Here is a 22,444-nt window from a genome sequence, read left to right as displayed (position 1 = left end):
CGCATATCGCGGGCTTTTTAACTCTACCCCGCACCAAGGCGCGGGCGACGAAAGAGACTATTCCTCGTCTTCGTCCGGGGTCTTCGACTTGAGCGCCGACAGCTTGGCGAACACCGCGTTGGCGTCGAGTTCCTTGTCCTCGTCCTTGGGCGAGGCCTGCTCGGGCGTCAGGCGCTCGGTCAGCGAGGCCGGCAGCAGCGTATCGCCGGTCGGTGCCGGGGCTTCGCGGCCGCGCGAGGCGCGCTGCACTTCGATGTCGAGGTCGATCTGCGAGCACAGGCCGAGCGCCACCGGGTCGAGCGGCGTCAGCGTCGCCATGTTCCAGTGCTTGCGCTCGCGGATCTGCTCGATCGTCGCCTTGGTCGTGCCGACCAGGCGCGAGATCTGCGCGTCCTTGAGCTCGGGATGGTTCTTGACCAGCCAGTAGATGGCGTTCGGGCGATCCTGGCGCTTCGACAGCGGCGTGTAGCGCGGGCCCTTGCGCTTGCTCTCGGGCACGCGGACCTTGGGGTCCGACAGCTTGAGGCGGTGGTTGATGTCGCCCTCACCCTTGGCAATCTCGGCGCGCGTCAGCTGGCCGGTCATGATCGGGTCCATGCCCTTGATGCCCTGGGCCGATTCGCCGTCGGCGATGGCCTTCACTTCGAGCGGGTGCAGCGAGCAGAACTGCGCGATCTGGTCGAACGAAAGTGCCGTGTTGTCGACCAGCCAGACAGCGGTCGCCTTGGGCATAAGCAGCGTATTGGCCATGCGATATATCCTCTTCGCTCGCCCGCGTCCCTCACGCGGGCGGTGGATCAAGACCACCAGAAATTGGGAAATTCGGCCCGTATATAGACGTATTCGCCCGCCACCGCAACGATTTTGGAACTGCCCGCAAACGCGCCGTTTCGCCCGCCATGCGACGCAAAAAGCCCCGCCTCCTGGTCTCAGGAAGCGGGGCTTCGTTGTGCCGGCAATGGTGCCGGACAGGCTTACTTCAGCTGGTCGGCGACCTTTTCGATGGCCGCAACAGCGCAAGCCTCGTCGAAGTTGCCGCCGGGTGCGCCGCCGACGCCGATGGCGCCGATGACAGCGTCGCCAGCCTTGATCGGCACACCGCCAGCCAGCACCAGGAAGCCGTCGATGTCGACCAGGCCGGCCGCACCCGGGTTCTTGGCGACGTTCTCGGCCATCTTGCCGGTCGGGGTGCGCGACGAGGCCGAGGTGAAGGCCTTGTCCTGTGCGGCCGAAACCGTGTGCGTGCCGGCATTGTCGGCGCGGACGAGTGCGCGCAGCACACCGGCGCGGTCAACCACGGCGGCGGTCACGTTGTACTTGTCGGCAGCACATGCGGCGACCGCGTTCTGGGCAATCTCGACGGCGAGGCTCGACGAGATGTTCTTCTCGGTCAGCACCTGTGCGGAGGCAGCGCCGGTGATGGCGACGGTGGCAGCGGCGGCGAGGAAAATGCTCTTGATCATGACCTGTCCTGATGTTGCTCGGGAGAAAGCGTCTTGCTTGTCCTGAGACAGAACTACGCCGATCCCCCGCCCGGCAGAATCCGCGATGCCACCACCCGCCCTAGGTAATGCTACCTACTTCTCCTGAAGCGTCAGCCTAACGAACTCGGCCACCGAGCTGGTGCCGAGCTTCTCGGCGATCTTCGCCCGGTGCGCGTCGATGGTGCGCACCGACACCTTGAGTGCCGCCGCCACCTCCTTGCTCGCCCAGCCCTGCGCCACCATGTCGAGCACCTCGCGCTCGCGCTCCGTCAGCCTGGCCAGCAGCACCCGCGCCTCGCGCTTTTCCAGCCGGGCGTCGAGGCTCGAAAACCCCTGCTGAAGTGCTTCGACCAGCACCTCGCCATCGACCGGCTTGGTCAAAAAATCCTGGATGCCGGCCTTGAAGGCGCGCCTACAGGCGGCGACGTCGCCATGGCCGGTGATCATGACAGTCGGCCAGTCGATGCCGCGCTCGGCGAGCCTCTGGTAAAGCTGCAAGCCGGAAACCTCCGGCATGCGCAGATCGACCACCAGCACGCCGGGCTTGGCCTCCTCGACATGCGCCAGGAACGTCTTGGGGTCGCCGAAGCTCTCGACATCGATGCCATAGGTGCCGAGCAGAAACGCGATCGCCTCGCGCACCGCCTCGTCGTCGTCGATCAGATAGACCTGGTACCTGCTCATGCGCCCACCCCCCGGAGCGCCGCGCGTCCTGCGGACGCGCAAAGGACGCTCCGGCACTTGTTGAATCTACGCATCGTGCTTCCCGAAAATCGATTCCGATTTTCGGGCCGATGCGTGCGGCAACGTAATCACGAACCGCGCCCCGCCACTCGCGCCATTCCCGGCCTCGATCCGCCCGTCGACCCGCTCCACCAGCGTCTGGCACAGCGACAGCCCCAGCCCCATGCCGTCGGCCTTGGTGGTGAAGAACGGCACGAACAGTTTTGGCAGCACGTCCGCCGCAATCCCCGGCCCGTTATCCGCCACCTCGATCTTCGCGTCTGCGCCCACGATCCTCGTCGCGATCGAAATCCGTGCCCCAGCGGTCCCCGCACCCTCCAGCGCATCGGCCGCATTGCGGATCAGATTGTGCAGCACCTGCTCCATCTCGATTGCGTCGACCACCACCTCCGGCGCCTCCGCCGAAAGGTCGAGCTCCAGCTTGACCCCGCGCCGTTCGAGATCTGCCGCCGTCAGCGCCACGATCTCGCTGACGATCCCGTTCAGTGCGCTTGGCTTTGGCTCCGGCGCCTTGTTGGAGGCATAGTCGCGCATCCGCTTCAACATCTCGCCGGCGCGCTTGGCCTCGCGCACATTGACGTCGAGCGCCTGCGAAATCAGCCCGAGATCGGGTTTTTCCGCACCCGCTAGCCTGAGCGCCGCCTGGCTGCGGCTCAGCACCGCCGTCAGCGGCTGCGTCAGCTCGTGCGCGATGCCCGACGCCAGCTCGCCCATGGCGTTGACGCGCGAGGCATGCGCCAAAAGCGTTTCCCGCTCCTGCAACAGCGCCCGCGCCTCCGCCTGCCGCGCCACTTGTTGCGATTTTTGCGCCGCCGCCCGCTGCCGGAGCGCAAACATCAGCGCAAACGACGCCAACCCGGCCAAAGCCGCAAACCCAAGCAACGACCGCAGCGGCAAAAGCGCGTCGAGCGGCAAGGGCCGGTCGAGCGAAAGCAGGATCTTCTGCCCCTCGCCGTCGACCACCTTTGCGAAATGCGGCGCGGTGAAATGCGGTGCCAACGAAGCGCCCGCGCCCAGATCATCCTCCGCCGGCAGGTCGAGCAGTTCCTGCCCGTCGAGCGTCAGCCTCAGATGCGCCCAGGCCGGCCGCTCCTCCGGCTCCAGCAGAAGTGCTGCGTCGATGCCGAACACCAAGGCCGCATCGGAAGGTGCGGGCGCCCGCTTGGCCAGCAGATACCGCCCGTTCGAGCTGGCATGCACGCCGATCTTGCCGCGCAGCTGTTCGCCGATCGCCGCGCGCAAAGGCGCGAGATCCTCGCCCCCGCCCTCCGGCACCTCGACCAGTATCCTGACCCCGCCGGCACCGGGCAGCGCCCCAGCCACTGCCGCCGCGCCAGCCTCCGCCGCCGAACCAGTGTCAACTGCTCCCGCGCCACCTGCGCCTGCCTCCGCCCCCGACCCGGTGGCAGCTCCCGCGTCCGCCGCCCCGGTTGCAGGTCCCGCACCGCCGTCCGCCTCGCCGAGCGAAACCAGCGCGATCCAGGCGATGCGCGGATAAAACCTGACAATGCTCTCCATCACCTGCCGCACGGCGCCCAGGGGCGCGGGTTCCGCCCCGCTGGTCAGCGCGATCAGGCTGGTCATATGCGCATCATGCTGCGCCGCCCGCTGCGAGATCAGCCGGTGCAACGTCCGCCCCGTCACCTCCAGCTCACCCGCCAGCCGCGCCCGCGACGCCTCCACCGAATAGAGCGCAAACGCCAAAAGTGCCGCGAGCCAGAGCGCAAGGCCGAAGAGCCAGGATTTGGAGAGGGTGTTAGTCACGCGAAGTCAGCCATGGGCACCAAGTGGTTCGGCGCCACCATAGGCGAAGGAGTGGTTGACCTGAAAGTGAGGAGGCAGGGATCTACAGACGCCTAGTGAGGACATTCACGCCAATGATCGACATTCCAGTTCGACGTCTATTCATCAAATAAGCCAGGATTCATCAGCAAGGCGCCATCTTTGCCAAGGTCGACGTATGTAACAAGGCCAGCATTTCTAAAAATCTTCCAAATCCGATGACTGGCACGAGAGAACGTAGTTTCGAGATAAAGCAGTCGGCGACACATGATTGTGATCGACTCTTCGTGGAGTTCGCCTGGCCAATAGTGCACGTGAAAAAAGCGATGGATGAAGAAATCACGCTTCTCCTTGACCCATCGCAGATACGCTAGGTCGGTGTCTAGGATGCTGTGCTTGGCTAAGATCGCAATCAGGCTACCTAGGGTCGAGCTTTTGAGCTTGTCGTTTTTCTGCTGCATACGCTCCCATGTTGGCGCGTCCGTCCCGAGTATTCCGGCTACTTTGATGCGATCACACATGGACATAGCATTGATGATCGCGTCTTCCATCAGCGCCAGATTCACAAATGTAGAGCCAATCCGATAGCAATAGTGAATGCGTATGACCTCGAGATCACTGCGTGGTTCCATGAAGTCTTTGACCGTACTTGCTGTCAGAGGTTTACGCTGCACGGCTTCAAGCCTTCAAACAATAGACTATGAATGTGGCCAACGCATCCCAAAGGGCGGTCAGGTGGTCGGGCGATGGAGCAAAATCTGGCGAATGAACGTAGCGATGGAGTGTGTCGGCTGAAATCAGCCGATCAGCGTGCTGAAATTTCTTGATCTCACCCAGATACTTCGCGTCGATTTTTCCCTTGTGGTGTAGGTCTTCAGCGACTTTCAGCGCACGGAGAGCCAGCTTGTCGTTCGGGCCGACGCTGAGCTTGGCTTGGTCGATGTAATTCTCGATTGAGAGGTCAAGCAACACGCGAAACAGAGTTGAAATCGCGTTGGGGTGATCGGAAAGAACGAGGTGGAATTGCAGCTCTTCCCAGATTGCGCGATGTCGCTGGAGTCGACCTGGCCATGCGATTCCATAGTCGGTCCGGGCAATAAGGTTGACGCGTCGTGTGGGGGTAGGCGGCGGCGTCGGGCGCGGAGTTGCGGTAGCGATTGAAGGCAAATGAGGGGCGGCCTTCGGTTTTGGCCTAATCAAGCTGTTCTTTACGCTCGGGAGCAAGCCCTCTGACTCAAGGTTGTCGAGGTAGGCGCGCTTCCCATCGACGTCCCAGATATCACCAAGGACGGTTTCGCGGCGAGCTAGATCATCGACAATTCGTTGTAGCGCCTTGAGTACGACGGGCTCTTGATGAGTAAATTCAAAGCGGCCTCGATTAATGCTGAAGCCAACGCGGTTGCGAAACGCCTCTGAGGACAGCAGGCGATTCACGGTCGAGCGCGGCAATTTTCGGCGGCCCGGCATCATGTTGGCGGCTAAGAGACGGCGCTCAACTTCGTCAGCAACACTTACCGCATTGCCTTTTCCCGTGCGGTTAACGAAATTCGCCTTCATCCGGTCGTCCCAAGTGCTCTCACCCACACCAGATTGGGTGCCCGTATGTCTGCGGAACAGGATATCGTCGAGGCGATCTCGATTAGGCTCGACCTGGCACATGATCCGGTCGGGGAAGCTTCCGTTCCATTTTGCCTTTAGAGCGGAAAAGTACGCTTGGAGTTCAGCATTGGGTGCACGGCGCGGGTCTTCGATGACTTTCAGGCAGGTAACGCGCCTGTTGCCGTCGAACACGATGAACTTTTCGCCTTTCGGTGAAACAAGAGGCGGCTCGTAAATCTCGCCGGCTTCAACGATATCCCGCGCGAGCGCTTTCATATGCGCCTCGCGATTGTTGAAAAGCCACGCGAGCGCTGCCGTCTCATTTTCCAGTTCACCATGCCGGTCGTTGGCCCGGTTAATCAGCAAGGTATCTACGAGTAGCAGCCGATAGGCCATGAGGCACCCCAAATTATTATATGATAATACTTTATGAACCAACTTAGACCTTCTGCAATGCCCTTTTGATAGTCGATCAAGGTCCTGTTAGGCCCTCTATACCTTGTGCGCGATCGAACTCTATTCCAGCTGCTATCTTGGCATCCCCGATGAGGTAAGCTGTGGACGGCAAGGTACTAACGTCGATATCGAGACGCATACCGAGACGTTCAACGAGCGGGCTGATGCCTCGCTTTTGTTCCAGCCATTCCTCATATCCCTTCACTGAAGGGCCGCCCGTATTGATGACGAACTCGTGGCCGTAGATAATGAAGGCCAAGTAGGTTTCTCTTCGTTTTGTCACGAACAAATCGAGGCTATAGCCAGCTTGGACCCATGCATCGGTGTCGGGGTGGCGCATGAGCGTTTCCTCGGGAAACACGATACGATTGGCATAGGGCCAATCGTCAAAATTGTCGCCGTGCCTAGCCCATCGCCGAATTCTCTCCCAATGATCATCTTCGATCAATTTGTCGATCAGCTGTGGATCGTGAAGAAATCGAAGACTGAGCAGTTCCAAGGCCATCTTAGCGAGCAGTCTCGACATGAGTTTTTTGGGCGGATCGATCGGTCGCTCAAATAGAAACGCTGTCGGCCGCCCTGCCTTTTCGTCTTCACGCAGGCAGTGGAAAAATTCCTCGGATTGGCCTTCGCGCTCTGGCTGGATTTCGACACCTCCATCCTTGAGCCGGAGGCCGATCTCAACTTCTGTACCGGCAAGAAATCCGTGCAAAGACGGCGGGCGTCCGCGCCTGTTAGGCACCTGATACCAAGCCCGTAGATTGCGAAACGAGCGGTCGGCAAGAAGGGGCTGCTCGATCTTGCGGGCAAAGTAATTGTTGCATTGATCGCAAACGATGCCTCTCGGGAGAATGGCACGCCTATTCCCGAAGGAGTGAGGTACAATGTGTTCAACACTCTTTGATGCGTGAGAAGGTTGTTTACAAAAGATGCAGCGCAAGAATCACCCAACAAGAACCGGACGATCATCTTGAGTTGTTTTTCGCGAGTGAATCTAGGCAAATAGCCGCTCGTCAGCATCTATTGCACATGGATTTTTGACTGCGACTAGTTTTCACGTCCCTCCTGTCAAGAAGGGCAACTATGGCCCTAGCCGCGAGTAGGCGATGAGCGCACCACAGGCACGATAGGCAAGACGTGGAATAATTTTCCACGCTTTCGGCGTTATTTCAACTTTCCTGCCCACCGCAAGACCTTGAAAAGGCTAAGTCTTTCCGAGAACTCCAACTGCGCCATGTTGGTAGTAAAAATTTTCTTTTCCACACCCCTTCGCACCTCAGCGATAATCCCTCCATCGCCCTCAGGGAACCCGGGTCATGAACCGGATGCCTGGGGAGGGCGACGGCGTCCGGGCTGGCGGGGGATACGGTGCCCCTGCTGGGTGATGAGCCCCCAAGCCCGGGCCTTGCGGCGGCTGACGGTGAAAGCCGAGGCGACTGAGCGGCGCTGGCGGACGCATGGCTGCGCGTCACGCACTAGCATCTGAGAGACGCAAGGCCATGCGTCCGGTTCCCAATCCCGGCTTCATCGGCGCGGGACACTTTTGTGCGCCCAGATTTTCCCCAACCACCTTGCCCGCGCCCAAAAAGACCCGCGCGGGCCGCCAACCGGAGACATCGTCATGTCGAGGAAACGCAAGCAAGAGATCGAAATCATCGACCCGCCGCTGCCGGGCTACGGCCGCCTGCCCTATTCCATGCACAACGCACTCGTTCTCGCCGTCAGCATCGCCGCCACCATGGAGGGCGCGCATTTGAAGTGCCAGCGCCGCGAATGCCGCAATTTCGGTCGCTGCCGCGCCTCGCCGACCGAATTCGGCCGCGCCGGCTTCTGCCCGGTGCCGCTCAGCCGCGCCGCCGACCGCCGCATCGAGGGCATGCTCCTGTTTGTCCTGCAACTCGCCAATGGCTGGCGGTGACGATTGGCAAGCCCCCCTCATCCGGCCCTTCGGGCCACCTTCTCCCCGCTGGGGACAAGAGGCGCGCGGCGTCTCAGGCCTCCTCGCCCGGCGCTCTTCTATCAGCTGTGTAGCATTTTCGCCACACCCTGTAACTCTTCTTGGTGGGGCGGGTTCTCCGCTTTCCAACGAACCCTCGCGTGTTTAACCGTTGGTTGGGGATTCAGGGAGGGGTTGGCACATGAACAGCATTCTGGCGGCCGCAGGTCGATACGCAGCGGCCGGGATGGCCCGCCCACTGGTCGTAACTATCGCCTTAACAGGCGTGATTGACGCTGCAAACGCAGCCACTCTCACCCCAGAACAACAGGCAGTTGTCGAAAAATACAATATCAGTGAAGCCGACCAACAAAAGTTGTTTGGAACTGCGGTAGCAAACACGTCTGGCTCTGGGACGCAGGCAAAAGAAGCGTCTCGTCAGCAGCAAGCTTCATCAGAGACTTCCGACGGCCCGGTAGCCGGTTTTCTTTCCGGCACCTACGTTTGGGCCAGTGCCGATGCTTACAAGTCACTTGGCGAGCGGATTACGAACATCAACGGCGGGACCGGAGCACTTACTGGCAGCTTCGGCGGCGTAGCCGGCTTCAACAGCGGCTTGAGCTTCGGCGAGTCAACCTTCGGAGTCCAGGCCGGCGCCAGCATCGGCATCTATGACTTCAAGGGTCGTCTCCGTATCGTCCCGGATGCCACCGCCCTTGAACGGCAAGTGTTTTACACGGCGGGTTTCTACAAGCGCGGCGACATGTCGACAGAAAACCCGTCGATAGCAGATCGGCTGAGCTTGGGCGTCGTATACGACGGCTTCCAGGCCGAACGTTGGGGCGTCAACGCAAGCGACATTAGCCTGGGTCAAGTCCGCGGCACTCTTGGGGTCGCGCTGAGCGAATCGACCGAGGTCGGCGTGTGGGGCACGTATGGCGTGAACACTGACCGGGCTGCGGTCACTGTGGCCGGCGCTCCTAGCCTTCTCACGACAATTCGTGCGATGAACCAGAAGAATGTCTACGTAAAGCACAACTTCGATTTCGGCGGCGAGGTCATGGCCTACTACGGCATCTTCGACGACGAAGACATCGCCAAATGGCAATTCGGCGTGGTTGGTAAAGTACCGCTGAGCGACAACTGGTCGACGTTTGCCAGCGCCAACTATGTGGCGCCGCGCACTCCCTCCGGCCCACTTGGCTCAGGCCAGGAGCAGTTCAACGCCTCTGTCGGCATTGCCTACTACTTTGGCGGCAACGCGGCGAGCAAGAGTGTCACCGGTAACAAGGAACTGCCCTTGCTCGACGTGGCCAGCAACAGGTCGTTCCTCATCACTGACTAGCGAGGACGCTGCAGGCCTTTGGGTTCAGGCCTCAATAGCCGCCAAACATCATCAACAGCCCATCAGTGCTGCTGGTGATTGCGTATCCGCGATTCAGTAGCCCGCATGGCGAGCCTGTCGAACCGCGAGGGCGCGGGGCGGGAAAGCTTCACGACTGGCGCGCGACCTCCCTCCCCCTTGTGGGGAGGGATAAAGGGTGGGGGTACTCTTGGAGCGCCGGGGAAAAAAACCCACCCCGGCCCTCCCCACAAGGGGGAGGGAGAAGAAAACTCACCCGACATCCAGCACGATCTTGCCGATGTGCTCGCCCTCTTCCATGCGCTCATGCGCCCGCCAGGCTTCCTTGAGCGGGAAGATCATGTCCATCACGGGTGCGACGCGGCGGACGGCCAGCAACGGCCACACCTGGGCTTCGAGGGCCGCGGCGATGCCCGCCTTGAACTCGGTGGTGCGCGGCCTCAGCGTCGAGCCGGTATGGGTCAGCCTCTTGACCATCAGCCTTGAGAAATCGGCACTTGCCACCGCCCCGCCCTGCGTCGCGATCTGCACGATGCGTCCGTCGACCGCCGCAGCATGGTAGTTGCGGCCGACATAGTCGCCGCCGACCATGTCGAGGATGACATTGGCGCCCTTGCCGTCAGTGGCGTCCTTCACCGCCTGGACGAATTCTTCCGTTTTGTAATTGATCGCGCGGTCGGCCCCGAGCTTGAGACAAGCAGCACACTTTTCCTCCGAGCCTGCGGTGGCAATGACATAGGCGCCGAAGGCCGAGGCGAGCTGGATCGCGGTGGTGCCGATGCCCGACGAGCCGCCATGGATGAGCAGCGTCTCGCCCGCCTTGAGCGCGCCGCGCTCGAACACGTTGTGCCAGACGGTGAAGAAGGTTTCCGGCACCGCCGCGGCCTCGGTGAAGGTGAAGCCGGTGGGCACGGGCAGCGCGTTGGTTTCGTGCACCTTGGCGTATTCGGCATAGCCGCCGCCCGGCGTCAGCGCGCAGACCGCGTCGCCGATGCGGAAGCGGCTGGCACCCTCGCCCAACGCCGCCACCTCGCCCGACACTTCGAGCCCGGGCAGGTCGGACGCGCCGGGCGGTGCGGGGTACGCACCCTTGCGCTGCTGCACGTCGGGCCGGTTGACGCCGGCCGCATGTACCCGGATCAGGATCTCGCCGGCGCCAAGCTCGGGCAGGTCGCGCTTTTCCGCCTTGAGCACGCGCGGCCCCCCGGGCTGCGTGATCGCCACCGCGAGCATCTTGTCTGGAAGCTTGGCAACGTTGGCCATGTCTTTTCGGTCTCCGCTGGTCCGGTGCGCCCCGGACTTTACATGTGGTTGACCGCACTATGTATTCTGATTGGCAAATCAGGCAAACGCCTGACTGGAGATCAAGGAGAGCGAGATGGCGCTGTTCGACGACGAGCCGAAGAAGAAAAAGACCGTCCACGAGATCGGCCAGGACCTGTCTTTGCTTTCGGTCGGCGAGCTCAACGAGCGCATCTTAGCCCTGCGCGCCGAGATCGGCCGGCTCGAGGCCGAGCTTTCCGCCAAGGGTTCGACGAAATCGGCCGCCGAGGCGCTGTTCAAGCGCGGCTGACATCTTGCCGTCGCCGAAAAGCCCCAAAGGGGCGGTCGACCTAGCGCTCTTGATTCTTGGTGGGACAGTTCGATGCTCGCAACCTACAGGCCGATCCTCTCGCTGCTTCGCGGCACCGCCTTCCTGCTCGCCGCGTCGGGCCTGCACGGCCTGCTGCTTCCCCTGCGCGGCCAGGAAGAGGGCTTTTCGACCACGGCACTCGGCCTGATGGGCACCGCCTGGGCCGGGGGTTTCGTTGCCGGCTGCTATTTTGCCCCGCGCGTCGTCCGCCGAGCCGGCCATGTCCGCGCCTTCGGCACCTTTGCCGCGTCGGCTGCGATCATCGCGCTGCTCACCGGCCTGATCGTCAACGAATATGTCTGGATCGCGCTGCGCGCCTTCACCGGTTTTGCCATGGCCGGCGCCTTCATGGTCATCGAGAGCTGGCTCAACGAGCGCGCCACCAACGAGAACCGCGGCACCGTCTTCGGCCTCTACATGATGGTCACCTACGCCTCGATCATGGCCGGCCAGATGATGGTCGCAGGCGGCGACGTCACCAGCGCCTCGCTGTTCATGGTCACCGGCATCCTGTTCTGCCTATCGCTGATCCCGACGGCGGTCTCGAGTGCCGCCCACCCCAAGCCGCTGCAGGACGTCTCGCTCGACATCAAGGGGCTCTACGCCAACTCGCCGGTCGCCTCGGTCGCGTGTTTCCTGATCGGCGTCGCCAATGGCGACTGGGGCACGCTGGGTGCCGTCTACGGCGCGCGCGTCGGCATCTCGACGCCCGAAATCGCGCTGATGATGAGCCTGGTGGTGATCGCCGGTGCCGCCCTGCAGATCCCGATCGGCAAGATCTCCGACCGCACCGACCGCCGCTACGTGCTGATCGGCGCCTCGCTCGCCTCGGCGGTGGCGGCGGTGCTGATCTTCTTGGTGGCGCCGCGCTCCGGGCCATTCGTCATCGCCATGACCGCCTGCTACGGCGCCTTCGCCTACACGCTCTATTCGCTGGCGGTGGCACACGCTAACGACCACGCCAAGCCGGAGGATTTCGTCAAGGTCTCGGGCGGCCTGCTGCTGCTCTACGGCTTCGGCACCATGGTCGGTCCGATGCTCGGCGCCGGCCTGATGGATATGATGCGGCCGGAGGCGCTGTTCCTCGCCACGGCTGCGGCGCATTTCGCGCTGGCCGGCTACACCGCACTGCGCATCAAGCGCCGCGCGCCGGTTCCGATCGAGGATCGCGAAGCCTTCAAGACCCAGCCGGCCGACCGCTCGGCGACACCCGAATCGCTGCGGCTCGATCCACGCCAGAAGGACGAACCCGAAACCCTGCCCTGACAGCCACGCCTGGGCAGACGCGGGCATTGGGGCAGCAGCCGCGACCAACAGTTGAGATTCCGCCGATGTTGCGGCACAAAGGAGCCATGACAGCTGACGCCTCCTTCCTGGCCATATCGGATGCCAACCGGCGCCATCTGCTGGAAGAATTGCGTCGCGGTCCCAAGACCGTCAGCGAACTCGCAGCCGGCCTGCCGGTCTCGCGGCCGGCCGTGTCGCAGCATCTCAAGGTGCTTCTCGATGCCGGGCTGGTCAGCGCCCGCGCCGAAGGCACGCGCCGTGTCTACGCGGTCAGTGCCACCGGCTTCAGGAAGCTCAATATCTGGCTTGACCAATTCTGGGACGCTTGAGCCGGAACGGCTGGACTGGCACCGGCTCGCGTGCCGGGCGAGATCTTGTCACCCCGAACCCGCAAAAGCCCACAAAATACAGCCAATCACCCTGTTCCGGCGGCGAGGGTGATTCGCCGCCGGCTATCTGGCCCGTGCCGAAAGAGTGGGCCACTAAGTTGAGACCGCGACCGTGGGCTAGTGCTGGGTCGGGTCCACTCTCAGCTTTTCAATCTCGTCCTTGAGAGCCAGCTTGCGACGCTTCAGCGCTACGATTTGCAGGTCGTCCATGGATGGATGGTTCATCGCTTCGTCGAGCTGACGCTCGACGTCGCCATGTTTGCGCTGAAGCTCTTCAAGATGGGAAGCAAGAGACATGATTGGTTCTCCCTTTCATGGTTTCCTCGATGCACCGCACAAGCGTGCCCACCGCAGACAGCGCTCTGTGACGGAACCATGACAGTCTGCCACCCCCGATCTGCGATGTCGAATAAAGTGTGGTAGCATTTCCCGTCAGCGTGAAATGTGATAAGGGCATCGCGCCGGTGACAAGGGGTCGCCGACCCCGCCTTAGGAGCGCCCCGGGTGCGCCAGTGAGTTTGCAGACGGTAGACATGTCGGAACAGGAACAAGCCGAGGTTCGTCTCGAGTTTGCACGCTTGAAGCAGGACCATGCCGATTTTGATGCGGCGATCAACGCGATGATCGCGATGGGCTGCGACCCGTTGCAGATCCAGCGGATGAAAAAGAAGAAGCTGGTTCTCAAGGACAAGATCGTCCAGATCGAAGACCGGATCATCCCGGACATAATTGCCTGAAACTCCTGGCAGAGGGCTGCCGGGGTTTGGTTGCGATTGCTCCTCATTTCCGCTAAGCGCTGCCTATCGAGCAAGGGGTGCCGCGCGTGAGCAAGGACAGGGTCGACGTCGCCATCATCATGGGTAGCCAGTCTGACTGGGCGACCATGCGCCATGCCGCCGAGTTGCTCGACGTGCTGGCCGTTTCCTACGAAGCGCGCATCGTCTCGGCCCACCGCACCCCCGATCGCCTCTACGAATTCGCCAAGGGTGCCAAGGCGGCCGGTTTCCGCGTCATCATCGCGGGTGCCGGCGGCGCTGCCCATCTCCCCGGAATGACGGCGGCCATGACCTCGTTGCCGGTGTTCGGCGTGCCGGTCGAATCAAAGGCGCTGTCGGGGCAGGATTCGCTGCTCTCCATCGTCCAGATGCCGGCCGGCATCCCCGTCGGCACGCTTGCCATCGGCAAGGCCGGGGCCGCCAATGCGGCACTGCTTGCAGCGGCCGTTCTTGCCCTTTCCGACGACGCCCTGGCGACGCGACTCGAAGAGTGGCGCGCCGCCCAGACCGCAAGGGTCGCCGAACAGCCGACGGACGACGCGTGAGCGCCCCCCTCCCCACAGGCTCCACCATCGGCATCATCGGCGGCGGCCAGCTTGGCCGCATGCTGGCCATGGCCGCGGCCCGGCTGGGCTACCGCACCGTGATCCTCGAGCCGCAGGCCGATTGCCCGGCGGCCCAGGTTGCCAATCGCCAGATCGTCGCCGCCTATGACGATCCCGCCGCCCTCGACGAACTGGCCCGCGAAAGCGCCGTCGTCACCTACGAGTTCGAGAACGTGCCCGTCGTGGCCGCGGAGCACCTGGCGAAGACCGTCGCGGTCTATCCGCCGGCACGGGCACTGGAAGTGGCGCAGGACCGCCTGGTCGAAAAGACCTTCCTCAACGGCATCGGGATATCCACAGCCCGCTTCGTGCCTGTGGATAACGACCAGGACCTGGCCGCTGCCCTGCAGGCATTCGACGGCAGCGGAATCCTGAAGACTTGCCGCATGGGCTACGACGGCAAAGGCCAGATGGTCTTCCGCAACATGACCACGGGCGGCTTCGACGGTGCCTGCGCCTCACTCGGCAACGTGCCGCTGGTCCTCGAATCCTTCGTGCCTTTCGAACGCGAGATCTCGGTGATCGCCGCGCGCGGCACCGATGGCAGCATCGCCGCCTTCGACCCCGCCGAAAACGTGCACGGCAACGGCATCCTGGCCAGTTCGACGGTGCCAGCCGCGATCCGCGACGACACGGCGGAAGCTGCGCGCGACGCCGCGCGAAAAATCCTCGCCGCGCTCGATTATGTCGGCGTCATCGGCGTCGAATTCTTCGTGCTGGCCGACGGCTCCCTGCTTGCCAACGAAATGGCCCCACGCGTGCACAATTCAGGACACTGGACCGAGGCAGCCTGCGTGGTTTCCCAGTTCGAGCAGCATATCCGCGCCGTTGCCGGCCTGCCGCTCGGCGATGCCAACCGCCATTCCGACTGCGTCATGGAAAACCTGATCGGCGACGACATCGCCAAGGTCCCGGCCCTGCTGGCCGAACCGGACGTCGCCGTGCACCTCTACGGCAAGGCCGAGGCACGCCCCGGCCGCAAGATGGGCCACTTCACGCGGCTTCTACCACGCCGCTAGCCGGGCACTACTGCGCCGGCACCGGACAGCTCAGGTCGCCCTCTTCGCATTTGAGGTAGGCGCCAAGCTGGGCAACACGCGCGTCGGTCAAGCCCTGCAGGCATCCGGCCTGCATCATCGGATAGATCGACCCGCCCTCGACGCCGGAGGACGCGAACTTGCATTCGGCGTCGCGGAAGGCGATCCAGCTCCGCTGCGAATCCTGCAGCAGCTTGCGAGCGTCGGCGCTCTCGGACAGGCGTTTCATGATATCGCCATACGCAGCGTTGAGTTTGGCGTCGGACGCAGCAAAGTCCGAGCCGGCACAGATGTTCATCCCGGTCTGGGTCTGGTCGTTGCGGTCGCATTCCTCGGCGAAAGCAGCGGACGCCATCATCGAGCTTGCTACTGATATCGACAGAATCAAAAGCCGCATCCAACCCTCCATTTGCTTGAACGAACGGACGATTCCAGCGATGCTGGCCGCTGGCAAGTCCCGGCGCGAAGGCGCGATGCGACCGCATGTCGACAAAAGCCAAATCAAACCGCCACACCAAGCCTGCCCGCGGTTGACTGGCAATGACTCCTCGTCTAAGAGCCTCTCACACGAATTGGGCGCGCTCTTTTGGCGCGCTTTTAGTTTCGGCCCGTTGATGGGCCCATCCGACGGGTTAGTGACATGAAGATCAAGAATTCGCTCAAGGCGCTCAAGGCTCGCCATCGTGACTGCCAGCTGGTTCGTCGCAAGGGCCGCATCTACATCATCAACAAGACCGCCCCGCGCTACAAAGCTCGCCAGGGCTGATTGTAGCCCGGCCGCACGCGGCCGGCGCATCACGGCAATTTCAGTTTGACGTTCCCATGCGGGGGTCTAGAATTTCCGCATGCGGAACGTTTTTGCCTTTTTTACCCTGGCCTTACTGGCGACAACCCAGCCGCAGCAGGCGTTTGCCGAGAACGCCGGCGCTCCAATCGTAGCCAAGGCTGACAACCAGCTCGACACGCTGTTTTCCGATCTCAAGCGCGAGCGCAACGAGAAGGCTGCCGAGCGCCTCGCCAGCCGCATCTGGGAAGCCTGGTACAAGTCAGGCAGCGCCTCAGTCGATCTGATGATGCAATGGGCGCAGCAGGCGGTCGAGGCCAAGAAATTCGACGTCGCGCTCGATTTCCTCGACCAAGTGGTGACGCTGCAGCCCAAATACGCCGAGGGCTGGAACCGGCGCGCCACCGTGCATTTCCTGATGCAGAACTATCGCAAGTCGATGGCCGACATCGAACGCACGCTGGAGCTCGAGCCACGCCATTTCGGCGCCCTGTCCGGCATGGCGCAGATCATGGCGACCACCGGTCGCAACGAGTTGGCGCTGCAGGCATGGCAGCGCGTTCTCGACATCTACCCGATGCTGCGCAACGCCCAGAACGAGGTGTCGCGACTGTCGGAAGAACTCGCCGGCGAAGGCATCTGAAGAAGCGAATAGGGAGTAGGAATAGCGAGTAGAAACAGGCTTGGCGGTTGCCGCACCAGGGAGCACACTCAACTGCTCTCGGTTCTCTACTCATTTTGTCCCTTCTCCATACTCGCTACTCGCTATTCCGCTGACCCACCCCCATCCCGCATGAACATCCTCACCTTCATCCTGGCACTGCTGCTTGCGCTGTTCCTTGCGCTTGCCGGCGCAACCCGCGTCGCATCGTGGCTGATCGAACGGCGAAATCCGCCCGTGGGCAGTTTCGTCGATATCGATGGCGCGATCATCCACTACGTGAATGTGCCGGCACCTGCCGGCGGCGACCTGCCGCCGCTGGTCTTCATCCATGGCGCCAGCGCCAACCTGAAGGACCAGATGCTGCCGCTCAGGCCGCAATTCGAAGGCCGCGCCGAGATGCTGTTCTTCGATCGCCCCGGCCATGGCTGGTCCGGCCGCGGGCCTGGCAACAATGAGACGCAGCAAGGGCAGGCCGCCACCATCGCGGCCCTGATGGATCGCCTCGGCATCAAGGACGCGATCATCGTCGGCCATTCGTTCGGCGGTTCGATAGCGGCGACGTTTGCGCTGGAGCACCCGGAAAAAACACGTGGCCTGCTGTTCCTGTCAGCGGCGACCCACCCCTGGCCGGGCGGCGGCACCTCCTGGTATTACAGCTTGAGCGCCTTGCCGGTGGTCGGCCGCGCCTTCGCGGAAACGATCGCCAATCCGGCCGGGCTGATGCGCATCGGTGCCGCAACCACCTGCGTCTTCTCGCCCAACAAGGTGCCGGACCTCTATGTCGACGACGCCGCGATCAAGCTGGTGCTGCGACCGAGAGCTTTCCGTGCAAACGCCATCGACGTCGAAGGCCTGTACCGCCACGTGCTGGTGGCCGCGCCGCGTTATCCCACGATCGAGGCGCCGACGGTGGTGATCTCCGGCGACCACGACACGGTCGTCTATGAGGAGATCCATTCGATCGGGCTGGCGCGCGACATTCCCGCTGCCGAACTGGTGTGGGTGAAGAACCTCGGCCACAAGCCGGACTGGGTGGCACCCGATCTGGTGGTGGCGGCCGTCGAAAAACTCGCCGGCCAGCCGCGCGACCTGCAGGCACTGTCACGCGCTGTCGAAGCGCGCATTACGGGTGACGATTTCGGGACGGGTGTGTGTTGGGATGAGAAGGCGCCCGCGAATAGCGAATAGCGAATAGCGAATAGCGAACAAGACCCCGCACGCGCAGTCGTGCAATGCCCTATTCGCTAATCGCTACTCCCTATTCGCTGTAACCTTACCTGCTGCCTTTGCCTTCCGGCCCGACATAGGCAATGCGCAGCATGTTGGTCGAGCCCGGCGTCCTGAGCGGCACGCCGGCCGTGATGATGACGCGGTCGCCGCCAGCGGCAAAACCCTCGTTGAAGGCGACGTTGCAGGCGCGGTCGACCATGTCGTCGAGATCGACGGCATCCGGCGAGACCACGCAATGCGTGCCCCACAGCATCGACAGGCGGCGTGCCGTGGCCAGGATCGGCGACAGCGCGATGATCGGCACCTGCGGCCGTTCGCGCGCCGCGCGCAGGCCCGTGGTGCCGGATGCCGTGTAGGTGATGATCGCCGACAGCTTCAGCGTCTCGGCGATTTCACGCGCCGCAAGCGAGATCGCGTCGGCGCCGGTCGCCTCCGGCTGCGAGCGCTGGGCGTTGATGATGCCGGGATAGGTCGGGTCCTTTTCGACGCGCTCGGCGATGCGGTTCATCGTTGCCACCGACTCGACCGGATACTGCCCGGCGGCCGATTCGGCCGACAGCATGATCGCGTCGGCGCCTTCGAACACGGCGGTCGCCACGTCTGAGACCTCGGCGCGGGTCGGCACCGGCGCGGTGATCATCGATTCCAGCATCTGGGTGGCAACCACCACCGGCTTGCCGGCGCGGCGCGCGGCACGGGTGATCTGCTTCTGGATGCCAGGCACCGATTCGATCGGCATCTCGACGCCGAGGTCGCCGCGGGCGACCATCAGGGCATCGGACAGCTCGATGATCTCGGCCAGGCGGGCGACCGCCTGCGGCTTTTCGATCTTCGACAGCAGCAATGCGCGCCCTTGCGCGATCTTGCGCGCTTCGGCGAGATCCTCCGGGCGCTGGATGAACGACAGCGCGACCCAGTCGACGCCTGTCTCGAGCACGGCGTCGAGGTCCTTGCGGTCCTTCTCGGTCAGCGCGCCTACCGGCAGGTCAGTGTCGGGCAGGCTGACGCCCTTCTTGTCGGAAATCTTGTTGCCGGCAACGACCGTGCAGACGATCGACTTGCCGTCGGTCTTCACTGCCCTAAGCTCGAGCTTGCCGTCGTCGATCAGCAGGCGATGGCCTTCCTGCACCGACTTGAGGATCTCGGGATGCGGCAGGTGCACGCGTGCCGAGGTGCCCAGGTCGGCATTGTCGTCGAGGGTGAAGGTCTGGCCGACCGTCAGCTCTTCCTTGCCATTGGCGAACTTGCCGACGCGGAGCTTCGGGCCCTGCAGGTCGGCGAGAATGCCGATCGGACGGCCGACCGCCTCTTCGACCGACCGGATGCGGCCGACGAGCGTGCGCATCGAATCGTGGTCGGTATGGCTCATATTGATGCGGAAGACGTCTGCGCCCGCATCGAAGAGCTTGCGGATCATCGCCTCGTCGGACGAGGCGGGACCGAGTGTTGCGAGTATCTTGACCTTGCGGCTACGTCTCATTGACCGTTCGTTCCCGAGGCGGCCGTTGGGCCGCCCGTTGCGGGCTCGTCGGTGAGCTGGACCATCCAGTTCGCCTGTTCGCCCGTGTCGTATTCCTGGAAGCCGGCGCGCTGGAAGCCGCGCGCTACGCAGTCGGTGACGCCGGCGATCTTGAATTCTTTTTCAGCCACGCACATGTTGATCGGGCCATCCCAGCGTCCGCCGCGCTCGGCATCTTCTGCATAGAGATAATAAAACCTCGATGACAGCGGCCCCTCGATCAGCGTCTTGCAGGTGGAACCTTCGATATGCCACCAGCCTTCGGTGATCCAGCCCGCCTTGGCGCGGTAGCCGATGCCGACTCCGACCAGGCTCTGGGTCGCGTTGCAGACCCTGAAGTCGGCGCGTGCCGGCGTGGCCGCAACGGCCATAAACAGTGGAACGGAGAGAAAAAGGAAGAGCGATGCCAGGGCTGAGCGTGTCCGCGGCCTCCCGGCAAGTTCCATCCCCAAGCCCCTCTTCGACGATTTCTGCATTTCTGGAGCCCTTTTCGGCAATGTGCGGGCGCATGTCAACGCGTGGCTGCGCGCTTATCCAATCGATTTAGGTGCGCTCAGCCGCGGTGATTTGCTGCCTCATCTGGCATATTCGAAAAAAGGTTGGCAAAACAACGGCGTTAGCACATATCCCCACATCAGGGACGGGCGCGAAACTACACCCAAGCCGTGCCGAAGGACAAATTGCCGCCGATGACGCGAACCGCAATCTTTGCCCCTTTCGAGATCATCGAAGGCGACCGCAGCAGGGGCATCGTCCTTCTGTGCGACCATGCCAGGCGCGACCTGCCGCAGGAATATGGCGATCTCGGCCTGCCGCCCGAGGAGTTCGAGCGCCACATCGCCTACGACATCGGCGCCGAACAGGTGACCCGCAAGCTTGCCGCGATCATGGGCGCGCCGGCGGTCCTCGCCAACTTTTCGCGCCTGCTGATCGACCCCAACCGCGGCGAGGACGACCCGACACTGATCCGCCAGCTCTATGACGGCTCGGTCATCCCGGGCAATTATCCGATGTCTGAGGAGGAGCGCGCGCGCCGGCTCGACAATTTCTACCGGCCCTATCACGACGCGGTCGGCGCCATGGTCGCCTCGGTCCACCAGCAGACCGGCACCGCGCCCTTCATCTTGTCGGTGCATTCCTTCACGCCCGTCATGCAGGGGCGCGCCAGGCCTTGGCACGCCGGCGTGTTGTGGGACATGGACCACCGCGCCGCCTGGCCGCTGATCGAGATGCTGGCCGAGGACAAGGCGCTGGTGGTCGGCGACAACGAGCCCTATGACGGGGCGCTGCGCGGCGACACCATGTTCCGCCACGCCATCGTCAACGGCTTTGCCCATGCGCTGATCGAGATCCGGCAGGACCTGATCGGCGACGAGGCCGGAACGACGGATTGGGCCGGGCGGCTGGCGCCGATCATTGACGCGATCAACCGCCGCCCCGATATACATGAAGTCAGACAATTCGGCTCGCGCACCGGGCCGCTGTGATGGAGGACCAGATGGCCGAACTCAGCGAAGCGCAGCAGCGCGAATTCGAGGCCGCAGCCTTCCGCCGGTTGCTCCAGCACCTGAGCGAGCGTTCCGACGTGCAGAACATCGACATGATGAATCTCGCCGGATTCTGCCGCAATTGCCTGTCCAACTGGTATCGCGACGCGGCTGCCGAGGCCGGCGTCGAGCTGTCCAAGGACGCCTCGCGCGAGATCGTCTACGGCATGCCTTATGCCGAATGGCAGGCCAAGCACCAGCGCGAGGCCACCGACGCGCAGAAGGCCGCTTTCGAGGCCAGCCGCCCGCGCGATCACTGACCGATATTTCCGCAGGGTCGTGTCAGCTGCGCTCCCGCGTACCCTTGACCCTCCCCTCATCATCAGGCATCGAAACCGCCGAAATTCCCTTGGCGCGCCGAGTCGCGCTTTTCCCAGTCACAATTTGCGGAGTGCCCCATGGCCGACGAAATCACCGATACCAGCCAGACCGTTGCCGCCGGCCAGTTGCGCGCCTTCATCGAGCGCATCGAGCGGCTTGAGGAAGAAAAGAAGACGATCTCCGACGACATCAAGGACGTCTATGCCGAGGCCAAGGGCACCGGCTTCGACACCAAGGCTGTCCGCACGCTGATCCGCCTGCGCAAGCAGGACCAGGCCGAGCGCGACGAGGCCGAGGCGATCCTCGACCTGTACAAAGCTGCCCTCGGCATGGTGTGATAGCTGGCTGCCCGATCCCGAAGCTTCGGGTGGCACCGTTCGCCGGTCAAAGGCGGTGCGAGGTCATGAGCGATGACAGGTACAGGGCAGTTCCATCCTTCCGACAATACCGGTCCGGCACGAGCCGGGCCGAATGGCCTGGCGGCGTTCTTTTCGCGTCGCTGGCATGGCGAGATGCCGCTCGGCCAGCTGTTCTGGCGCGACATGGTCACCGTCGGCAGCCTGATCAACGTCGCCACGACGATCGTCGCGCTCGCCATCCTGGCGGCCAAGGGCTCGGCCTTGCTTGCCGTGGCAGTCCATCTGCTGCCCCTGCCCTACAATCTTTTCCTCTATGGCAGCGTGCTGCGCACCGCCGACGTCAGCGCCAACCACAACGCCAACACGGTGAAGCTCGGCGCCACCGTGTGGATCATCCTGGCCAGCCTGCTCTAGAGCAAGCCCAGGAAATGTGCGAAGCGGTTTTCCATCCGGAATTGCGTCAAAGCGTTTTCGCGATTCGAAGATAAGCGGAAACGCTCTGGGGATCAGGCTGCCGGCTTGAAATTCAGCGCCACGCCGTTGATGCAATAGCGCAGGCCGGTCGGCGGCGGACCGTCGGGGAAGACGTGGCCGAGATGGCTGCCACAGCGCGCGCAATGACATTCCGTCCGCACCATGCCGTAGCTGCGGTCGACGGTGTTTTCGACCGACCCCTCGACAGGATCGTTGAAGCTCGGCCAGCCGGTGCCGCTCTCGAACTTGAGCTTGGATTCGAACAGCGGCTGGTCGCAGCCGGCGCAGGTGAAGGTGCCGGCACGCTTCTCATGAAGCAGCGCGCAGCTGCCCGGCCGCTCGGTGCCGTGGTTGCGCATCACCTGGTACTGCTCGGGGGTCAGCATCGCGCGCCACTCGGCGTCGGTGCGGGTGACGGGATAGGTCTTGGCGTCCATTCAGGGTCTCCCGGGCTT

General features: G+C 63.1%; 28 protein-coding genes. 15 read left to right on the top strand and 13 right to left on the bottom strand.

What is annotated here, in order from left to right:
- Positions 1 to 57: 57 nt before the first annotated feature.
- The 7 genes from CO731_RS07230 to CO731_RS07200 all read right to left on the bottom strand — a co-directional run bounded on the left by CO731_RS07230 (position 58) and on the right by CO731_RS07200 (position 6,777).
- On the bottom strand, positions 58 to 750 hold the full coding sequence (locus tag CO731_RS07230; protein WP_108606587.1) for a DUF1013 domain-containing protein: 693 nt from the start codon (positions 748 to 750) through the stop codon (positions 58 to 60).
- A 224-nt stretch (positions 751 to 974) separates the two neighbouring features.
- Positions 975 to 1,463 (bottom strand): heme-binding protein, encoded by a 489-nt coding sequence (locus CO731_RS07225; protein WP_108606586.1) that lies wholly within the window; start codon positions 1,461 to 1,463, stop codon positions 975 to 977.
- 114 nt (positions 1,464 to 1,577) lie between these two features.
- Positions 1,578 to 2,168 carry a response regulator gene (locus tag CO731_RS07220; protein ID WP_108606585.1) on the bottom strand — a complete coding sequence of 197 codons (591 nt, stop codon included), beginning with the start codon at positions 2,166 to 2,168 and terminating at the stop codon, positions 1,578 to 1,580.
- A gap of 66 nt (positions 2,169 to 2,234) precedes the next feature.
- Positions 2,235 to 3,932 carry an ATP-binding protein gene (locus CO731_RS07215; RefSeq protein WP_159091581.1) on the bottom strand — a complete coding sequence of 566 codons (1,698 nt, stop codon included), beginning with the start codon at positions 3,930 to 3,932 and terminating at the stop codon, positions 2,235 to 2,237.
- A gap of 197 nt (positions 3,933 to 4,129) precedes the next feature.
- A complete protein-coding gene (locus tag CO731_RS07210) occupies positions 4,130 to 4,684 on the bottom strand; it encodes a hypothetical protein (protein WP_245439661.1) in 555 nt (184 codons plus the stop codon).
- A gap of 4 nt (positions 4,685 to 4,688) precedes the next feature.
- Entirely contained in the window at positions 4,689 to 6,005 is a 1,317-nt protein-coding gene (locus CO731_RS07205; RefSeq protein ID WP_108606582.1) for a hypothetical protein, read from the bottom strand.
- Positions 6,006 to 6,081: 76 nt separating this feature from the next.
- Positions 6,082 to 6,777: a hypothetical protein gene (locus CO731_RS07200; RefSeq protein ID WP_245439659.1), complete on the bottom strand. Its 696-nt coding sequence runs from the start codon at positions 6,775 to 6,777 to the stop codon at positions 6,082 to 6,084.
- Between the two features lie 909 nt (positions 6,778 to 7,686).
- Here CO731_RS07200 and CO731_RS07195 point away from each other — a divergent pair.
- Together CO731_RS07195 and CO731_RS28625 are read left to right on the top strand one after the other, a co-directional pair.
- Positions 7,687 to 7,983, top strand: a complete 297-nt coding sequence (locus tag CO731_RS07195; RefSeq protein WP_108606580.1) for a hypothetical protein — start codon at positions 7,687 to 7,689, stop codon at positions 7,981 to 7,983.
- A gap of 220 nt (positions 7,984 to 8,203) precedes the next feature.
- Positions 8,204 to 9,346, top strand: coding sequence for a DUF6666 family protein (locus CO731_RS28625; protein ID WP_159091580.1), 1,143 nt, complete (start codon positions 8,204 to 8,206; stop codon positions 9,344 to 9,346).
- 270 nt (positions 9,347 to 9,616) lie between these two features.
- Here CO731_RS28625 and CO731_RS07185 read toward each other — a convergent pair whose 3' ends face one another.
- Positions 9,617 to 10,627, bottom strand: coding sequence for an NAD(P)H-quinone oxidoreductase (locus CO731_RS07185; RefSeq protein WP_108606578.1), 1,011 nt, complete (start codon positions 10,625 to 10,627; stop codon positions 9,617 to 9,619).
- A 115-nt stretch (positions 10,628 to 10,742) separates the two neighbouring features.
- Between CO731_RS07185 and CO731_RS07180 the strand changes: the two genes are divergently transcribed.
- The 3 genes from CO731_RS07180 to CO731_RS07170 all read left to right on the top strand — a co-directional run bounded on the left by CO731_RS07180 (position 10,743) and on the right by CO731_RS07170 (position 12,613).
- Positions 10,743 to 10,937, top strand: a complete 195-nt coding sequence (locus CO731_RS07180) for a DUF1192 domain-containing protein (protein WP_108606577.1) — start codon at positions 10,743 to 10,745, stop codon at positions 10,935 to 10,937.
- 72 nt (positions 10,938 to 11,009) lie between these two features.
- Positions 11,010 to 12,263 (top strand): MFS transporter, encoded by a 1,254-nt coding sequence (locus tag CO731_RS07175; protein WP_108606576.1) that lies wholly within the window; start codon positions 11,010 to 11,012, stop codon positions 12,261 to 12,263.
- 86 nt (positions 12,264 to 12,349) lie between these two features.
- A complete protein-coding gene (locus tag CO731_RS07170; RefSeq protein WP_108606575.1) occupies positions 12,350 to 12,613 on the top strand; it encodes a metalloregulator ArsR/SmtB family transcription factor in 264 nt (87 codons plus the stop codon).
- A 177-nt stretch (positions 12,614 to 12,790) separates the two neighbouring features.
- Here CO731_RS07170 and CO731_RS07165 read toward each other — a convergent pair whose 3' ends face one another.
- Positions 12,791 to 12,970 carry a YdcH family protein gene (locus CO731_RS07165; RefSeq protein WP_055974385.1) on the bottom strand — a complete coding sequence of 60 codons (180 nt, stop codon included), beginning with the start codon at positions 12,968 to 12,970 and terminating at the stop codon, positions 12,791 to 12,793.
- 236 nt (positions 12,971 to 13,206) lie between these two features.
- Between CO731_RS07165 and CO731_RS07160 the strand changes: the two genes are divergently transcribed.
- The 3 genes from CO731_RS07160 to CO731_RS07150 all read left to right on the top strand — a co-directional run bounded on the left by CO731_RS07160 (position 13,207) and on the right by CO731_RS07150 (position 15,073).
- Positions 13,207 to 13,410: a DUF465 domain-containing protein gene (locus tag CO731_RS07160; protein ID WP_108606574.1), complete on the top strand. Its 204-nt coding sequence runs from the start codon at positions 13,207 to 13,209 to the stop codon at positions 13,408 to 13,410.
- Between the two features lie 119 nt (positions 13,411 to 13,529).
- Positions 13,530 to 13,994, top strand: coding sequence for a 5-(carboxyamino)imidazole ribonucleotide mutase (gene purE / locus CO731_RS07155; protein WP_183262853.1), 465 nt, complete (start codon positions 13,530 to 13,532; stop codon positions 13,992 to 13,994).
- Entirely contained in the window at positions 13,991 to 15,073 is a 1,083-nt protein-coding gene (locus CO731_RS07150) for a 5-(carboxyamino)imidazole ribonucleotide synthase (protein WP_108606573.1), read from the top strand. The genes purE and CO731_RS07150 overlap by 4 nt, the downstream gene beginning before the upstream one ends.
- A gap of 7 nt (positions 15,074 to 15,080) precedes the next feature.
- On the opposite strand, the gene CO731_RS07145 is transcribed toward CO731_RS07150, so the two are convergent.
- The gene (locus CO731_RS07145) at positions 15,081 to 15,488 is read right to left on the bottom strand and encodes a lysozyme inhibitor LprI family protein (protein WP_108609682.1); all 408 of its coding nucleotides are present in this window, start codon (positions 15,486 to 15,488) and stop codon (positions 15,081 to 15,083) included.
- 243 nt (positions 15,489 to 15,731) lie between these two features.
- Between CO731_RS07145 and ykgO the strand changes: the two genes are divergently transcribed.
- The 3 genes from ykgO to CO731_RS07130 all read left to right on the top strand — a co-directional run bounded on the left by ykgO (position 15,732) and on the right by CO731_RS07130 (position 17,727).
- Positions 15,732 to 15,857 (top strand): type B 50S ribosomal protein L36, encoded by a 126-nt coding sequence (ykgO, locus tag CO731_RS07140; protein WP_108606572.1) that lies wholly within the window; start codon positions 15,732 to 15,734, stop codon positions 15,855 to 15,857.
- A gap of 79 nt (positions 15,858 to 15,936) precedes the next feature.
- A complete protein-coding gene (locus tag CO731_RS07135) occupies positions 15,937 to 16,518 on the top strand; it encodes a hypothetical protein (RefSeq protein ID WP_108606571.1) in 582 nt (193 codons plus the stop codon).
- Between the two features lie 150 nt (positions 16,519 to 16,668).
- A complete protein-coding gene (locus CO731_RS07130; protein WP_108606570.1) occupies positions 16,669 to 17,727 on the top strand; it encodes an alpha/beta hydrolase in 1,059 nt (352 codons plus the stop codon).
- Positions 17,728 to 17,812: 85 nt separating this feature from the next.
- Here the strand turns inward: CO731_RS07130 and pyk are convergent, their stop codons facing one another.
- Complete coding sequence (gene pyk / locus CO731_RS07125) at positions 17,813 to 19,249, bottom strand: pyruvate kinase (RefSeq protein ID WP_108606569.1); 1,437 nt, start codon at positions 19,247 to 19,249, stop codon at positions 17,813 to 17,815.
- Positions 19,246 to 19,659: a DUF1036 domain-containing protein gene (locus CO731_RS07120; protein ID WP_245439794.1), complete on the bottom strand. Its 414-nt coding sequence runs from the start codon at positions 19,657 to 19,659 to the stop codon at positions 19,246 to 19,248. The genes pyk and CO731_RS07120 overlap by 4 nt, the downstream gene beginning before the upstream one ends.
- 318 nt (positions 19,660 to 19,977) lie before the next feature.
- Between CO731_RS07120 and CO731_RS07115 the strand changes: the two genes are divergently transcribed.
- The 4 genes from CO731_RS07115 to CO731_RS07100 all read left to right on the top strand — a co-directional run bounded on the left by CO731_RS07115 (position 19,978) and on the right by CO731_RS07100 (position 21,929).
- Positions 19,978 to 20,775, top strand: coding sequence for an N-formylglutamate amidohydrolase (locus tag CO731_RS07115; protein WP_108609681.1), 798 nt, complete (start codon positions 19,978 to 19,980; stop codon positions 20,773 to 20,775).
- 11 nt (positions 20,776 to 20,786) lie between these two features.
- On the top strand, positions 20,787 to 21,095 hold the full coding sequence (locus tag CO731_RS07110) for a DUF1244 domain-containing protein (RefSeq protein WP_108609680.1): 309 nt from the start codon (positions 20,787 to 20,789) through the stop codon (positions 21,093 to 21,095).
- Positions 21,096 to 21,233: 138 nt separating this feature from the next.
- On the top strand, positions 21,234 to 21,494 hold the full coding sequence (locus tag CO731_RS07105) for a DUF2312 domain-containing protein (RefSeq protein WP_108606567.1): 261 nt from the start codon (positions 21,234 to 21,236) through the stop codon (positions 21,492 to 21,494).
- A 72-nt stretch (positions 21,495 to 21,566) separates the two neighbouring features.
- Entirely contained in the window at positions 21,567 to 21,929 is a 363-nt protein-coding gene (locus CO731_RS07100) for a hypothetical protein (RefSeq protein WP_108606566.1), read from the top strand.
- A 92-nt stretch (positions 21,930 to 22,021) separates the two neighbouring features.
- On the opposite strand, the gene msrB is transcribed toward CO731_RS07100, so the two are convergent.
- Positions 22,022 to 22,426, bottom strand: a complete 405-nt coding sequence (msrB, locus tag CO731_RS07095; protein ID WP_108606565.1) for a peptide-methionine (R)-S-oxide reductase MsrB — start codon at positions 22,424 to 22,426, stop codon at positions 22,022 to 22,024.
- Positions 22,427 to 22,444: the final 18 nt, after the last annotated feature.

It is taken from the genome of Aminobacter sp. MSH1 (genome assembly GCF_003071665.1).
Classification (GTDB): domain Bacteria; phylum Pseudomonadota; class Alphaproteobacteria; order Rhizobiales; family Rhizobiaceae; genus Aminobacter; species Aminobacter niigataensis.
Note: the sequence above shows the minus strand (reverse complement) of the source record. Positions and strands in the feature narration are given on the sequence as shown.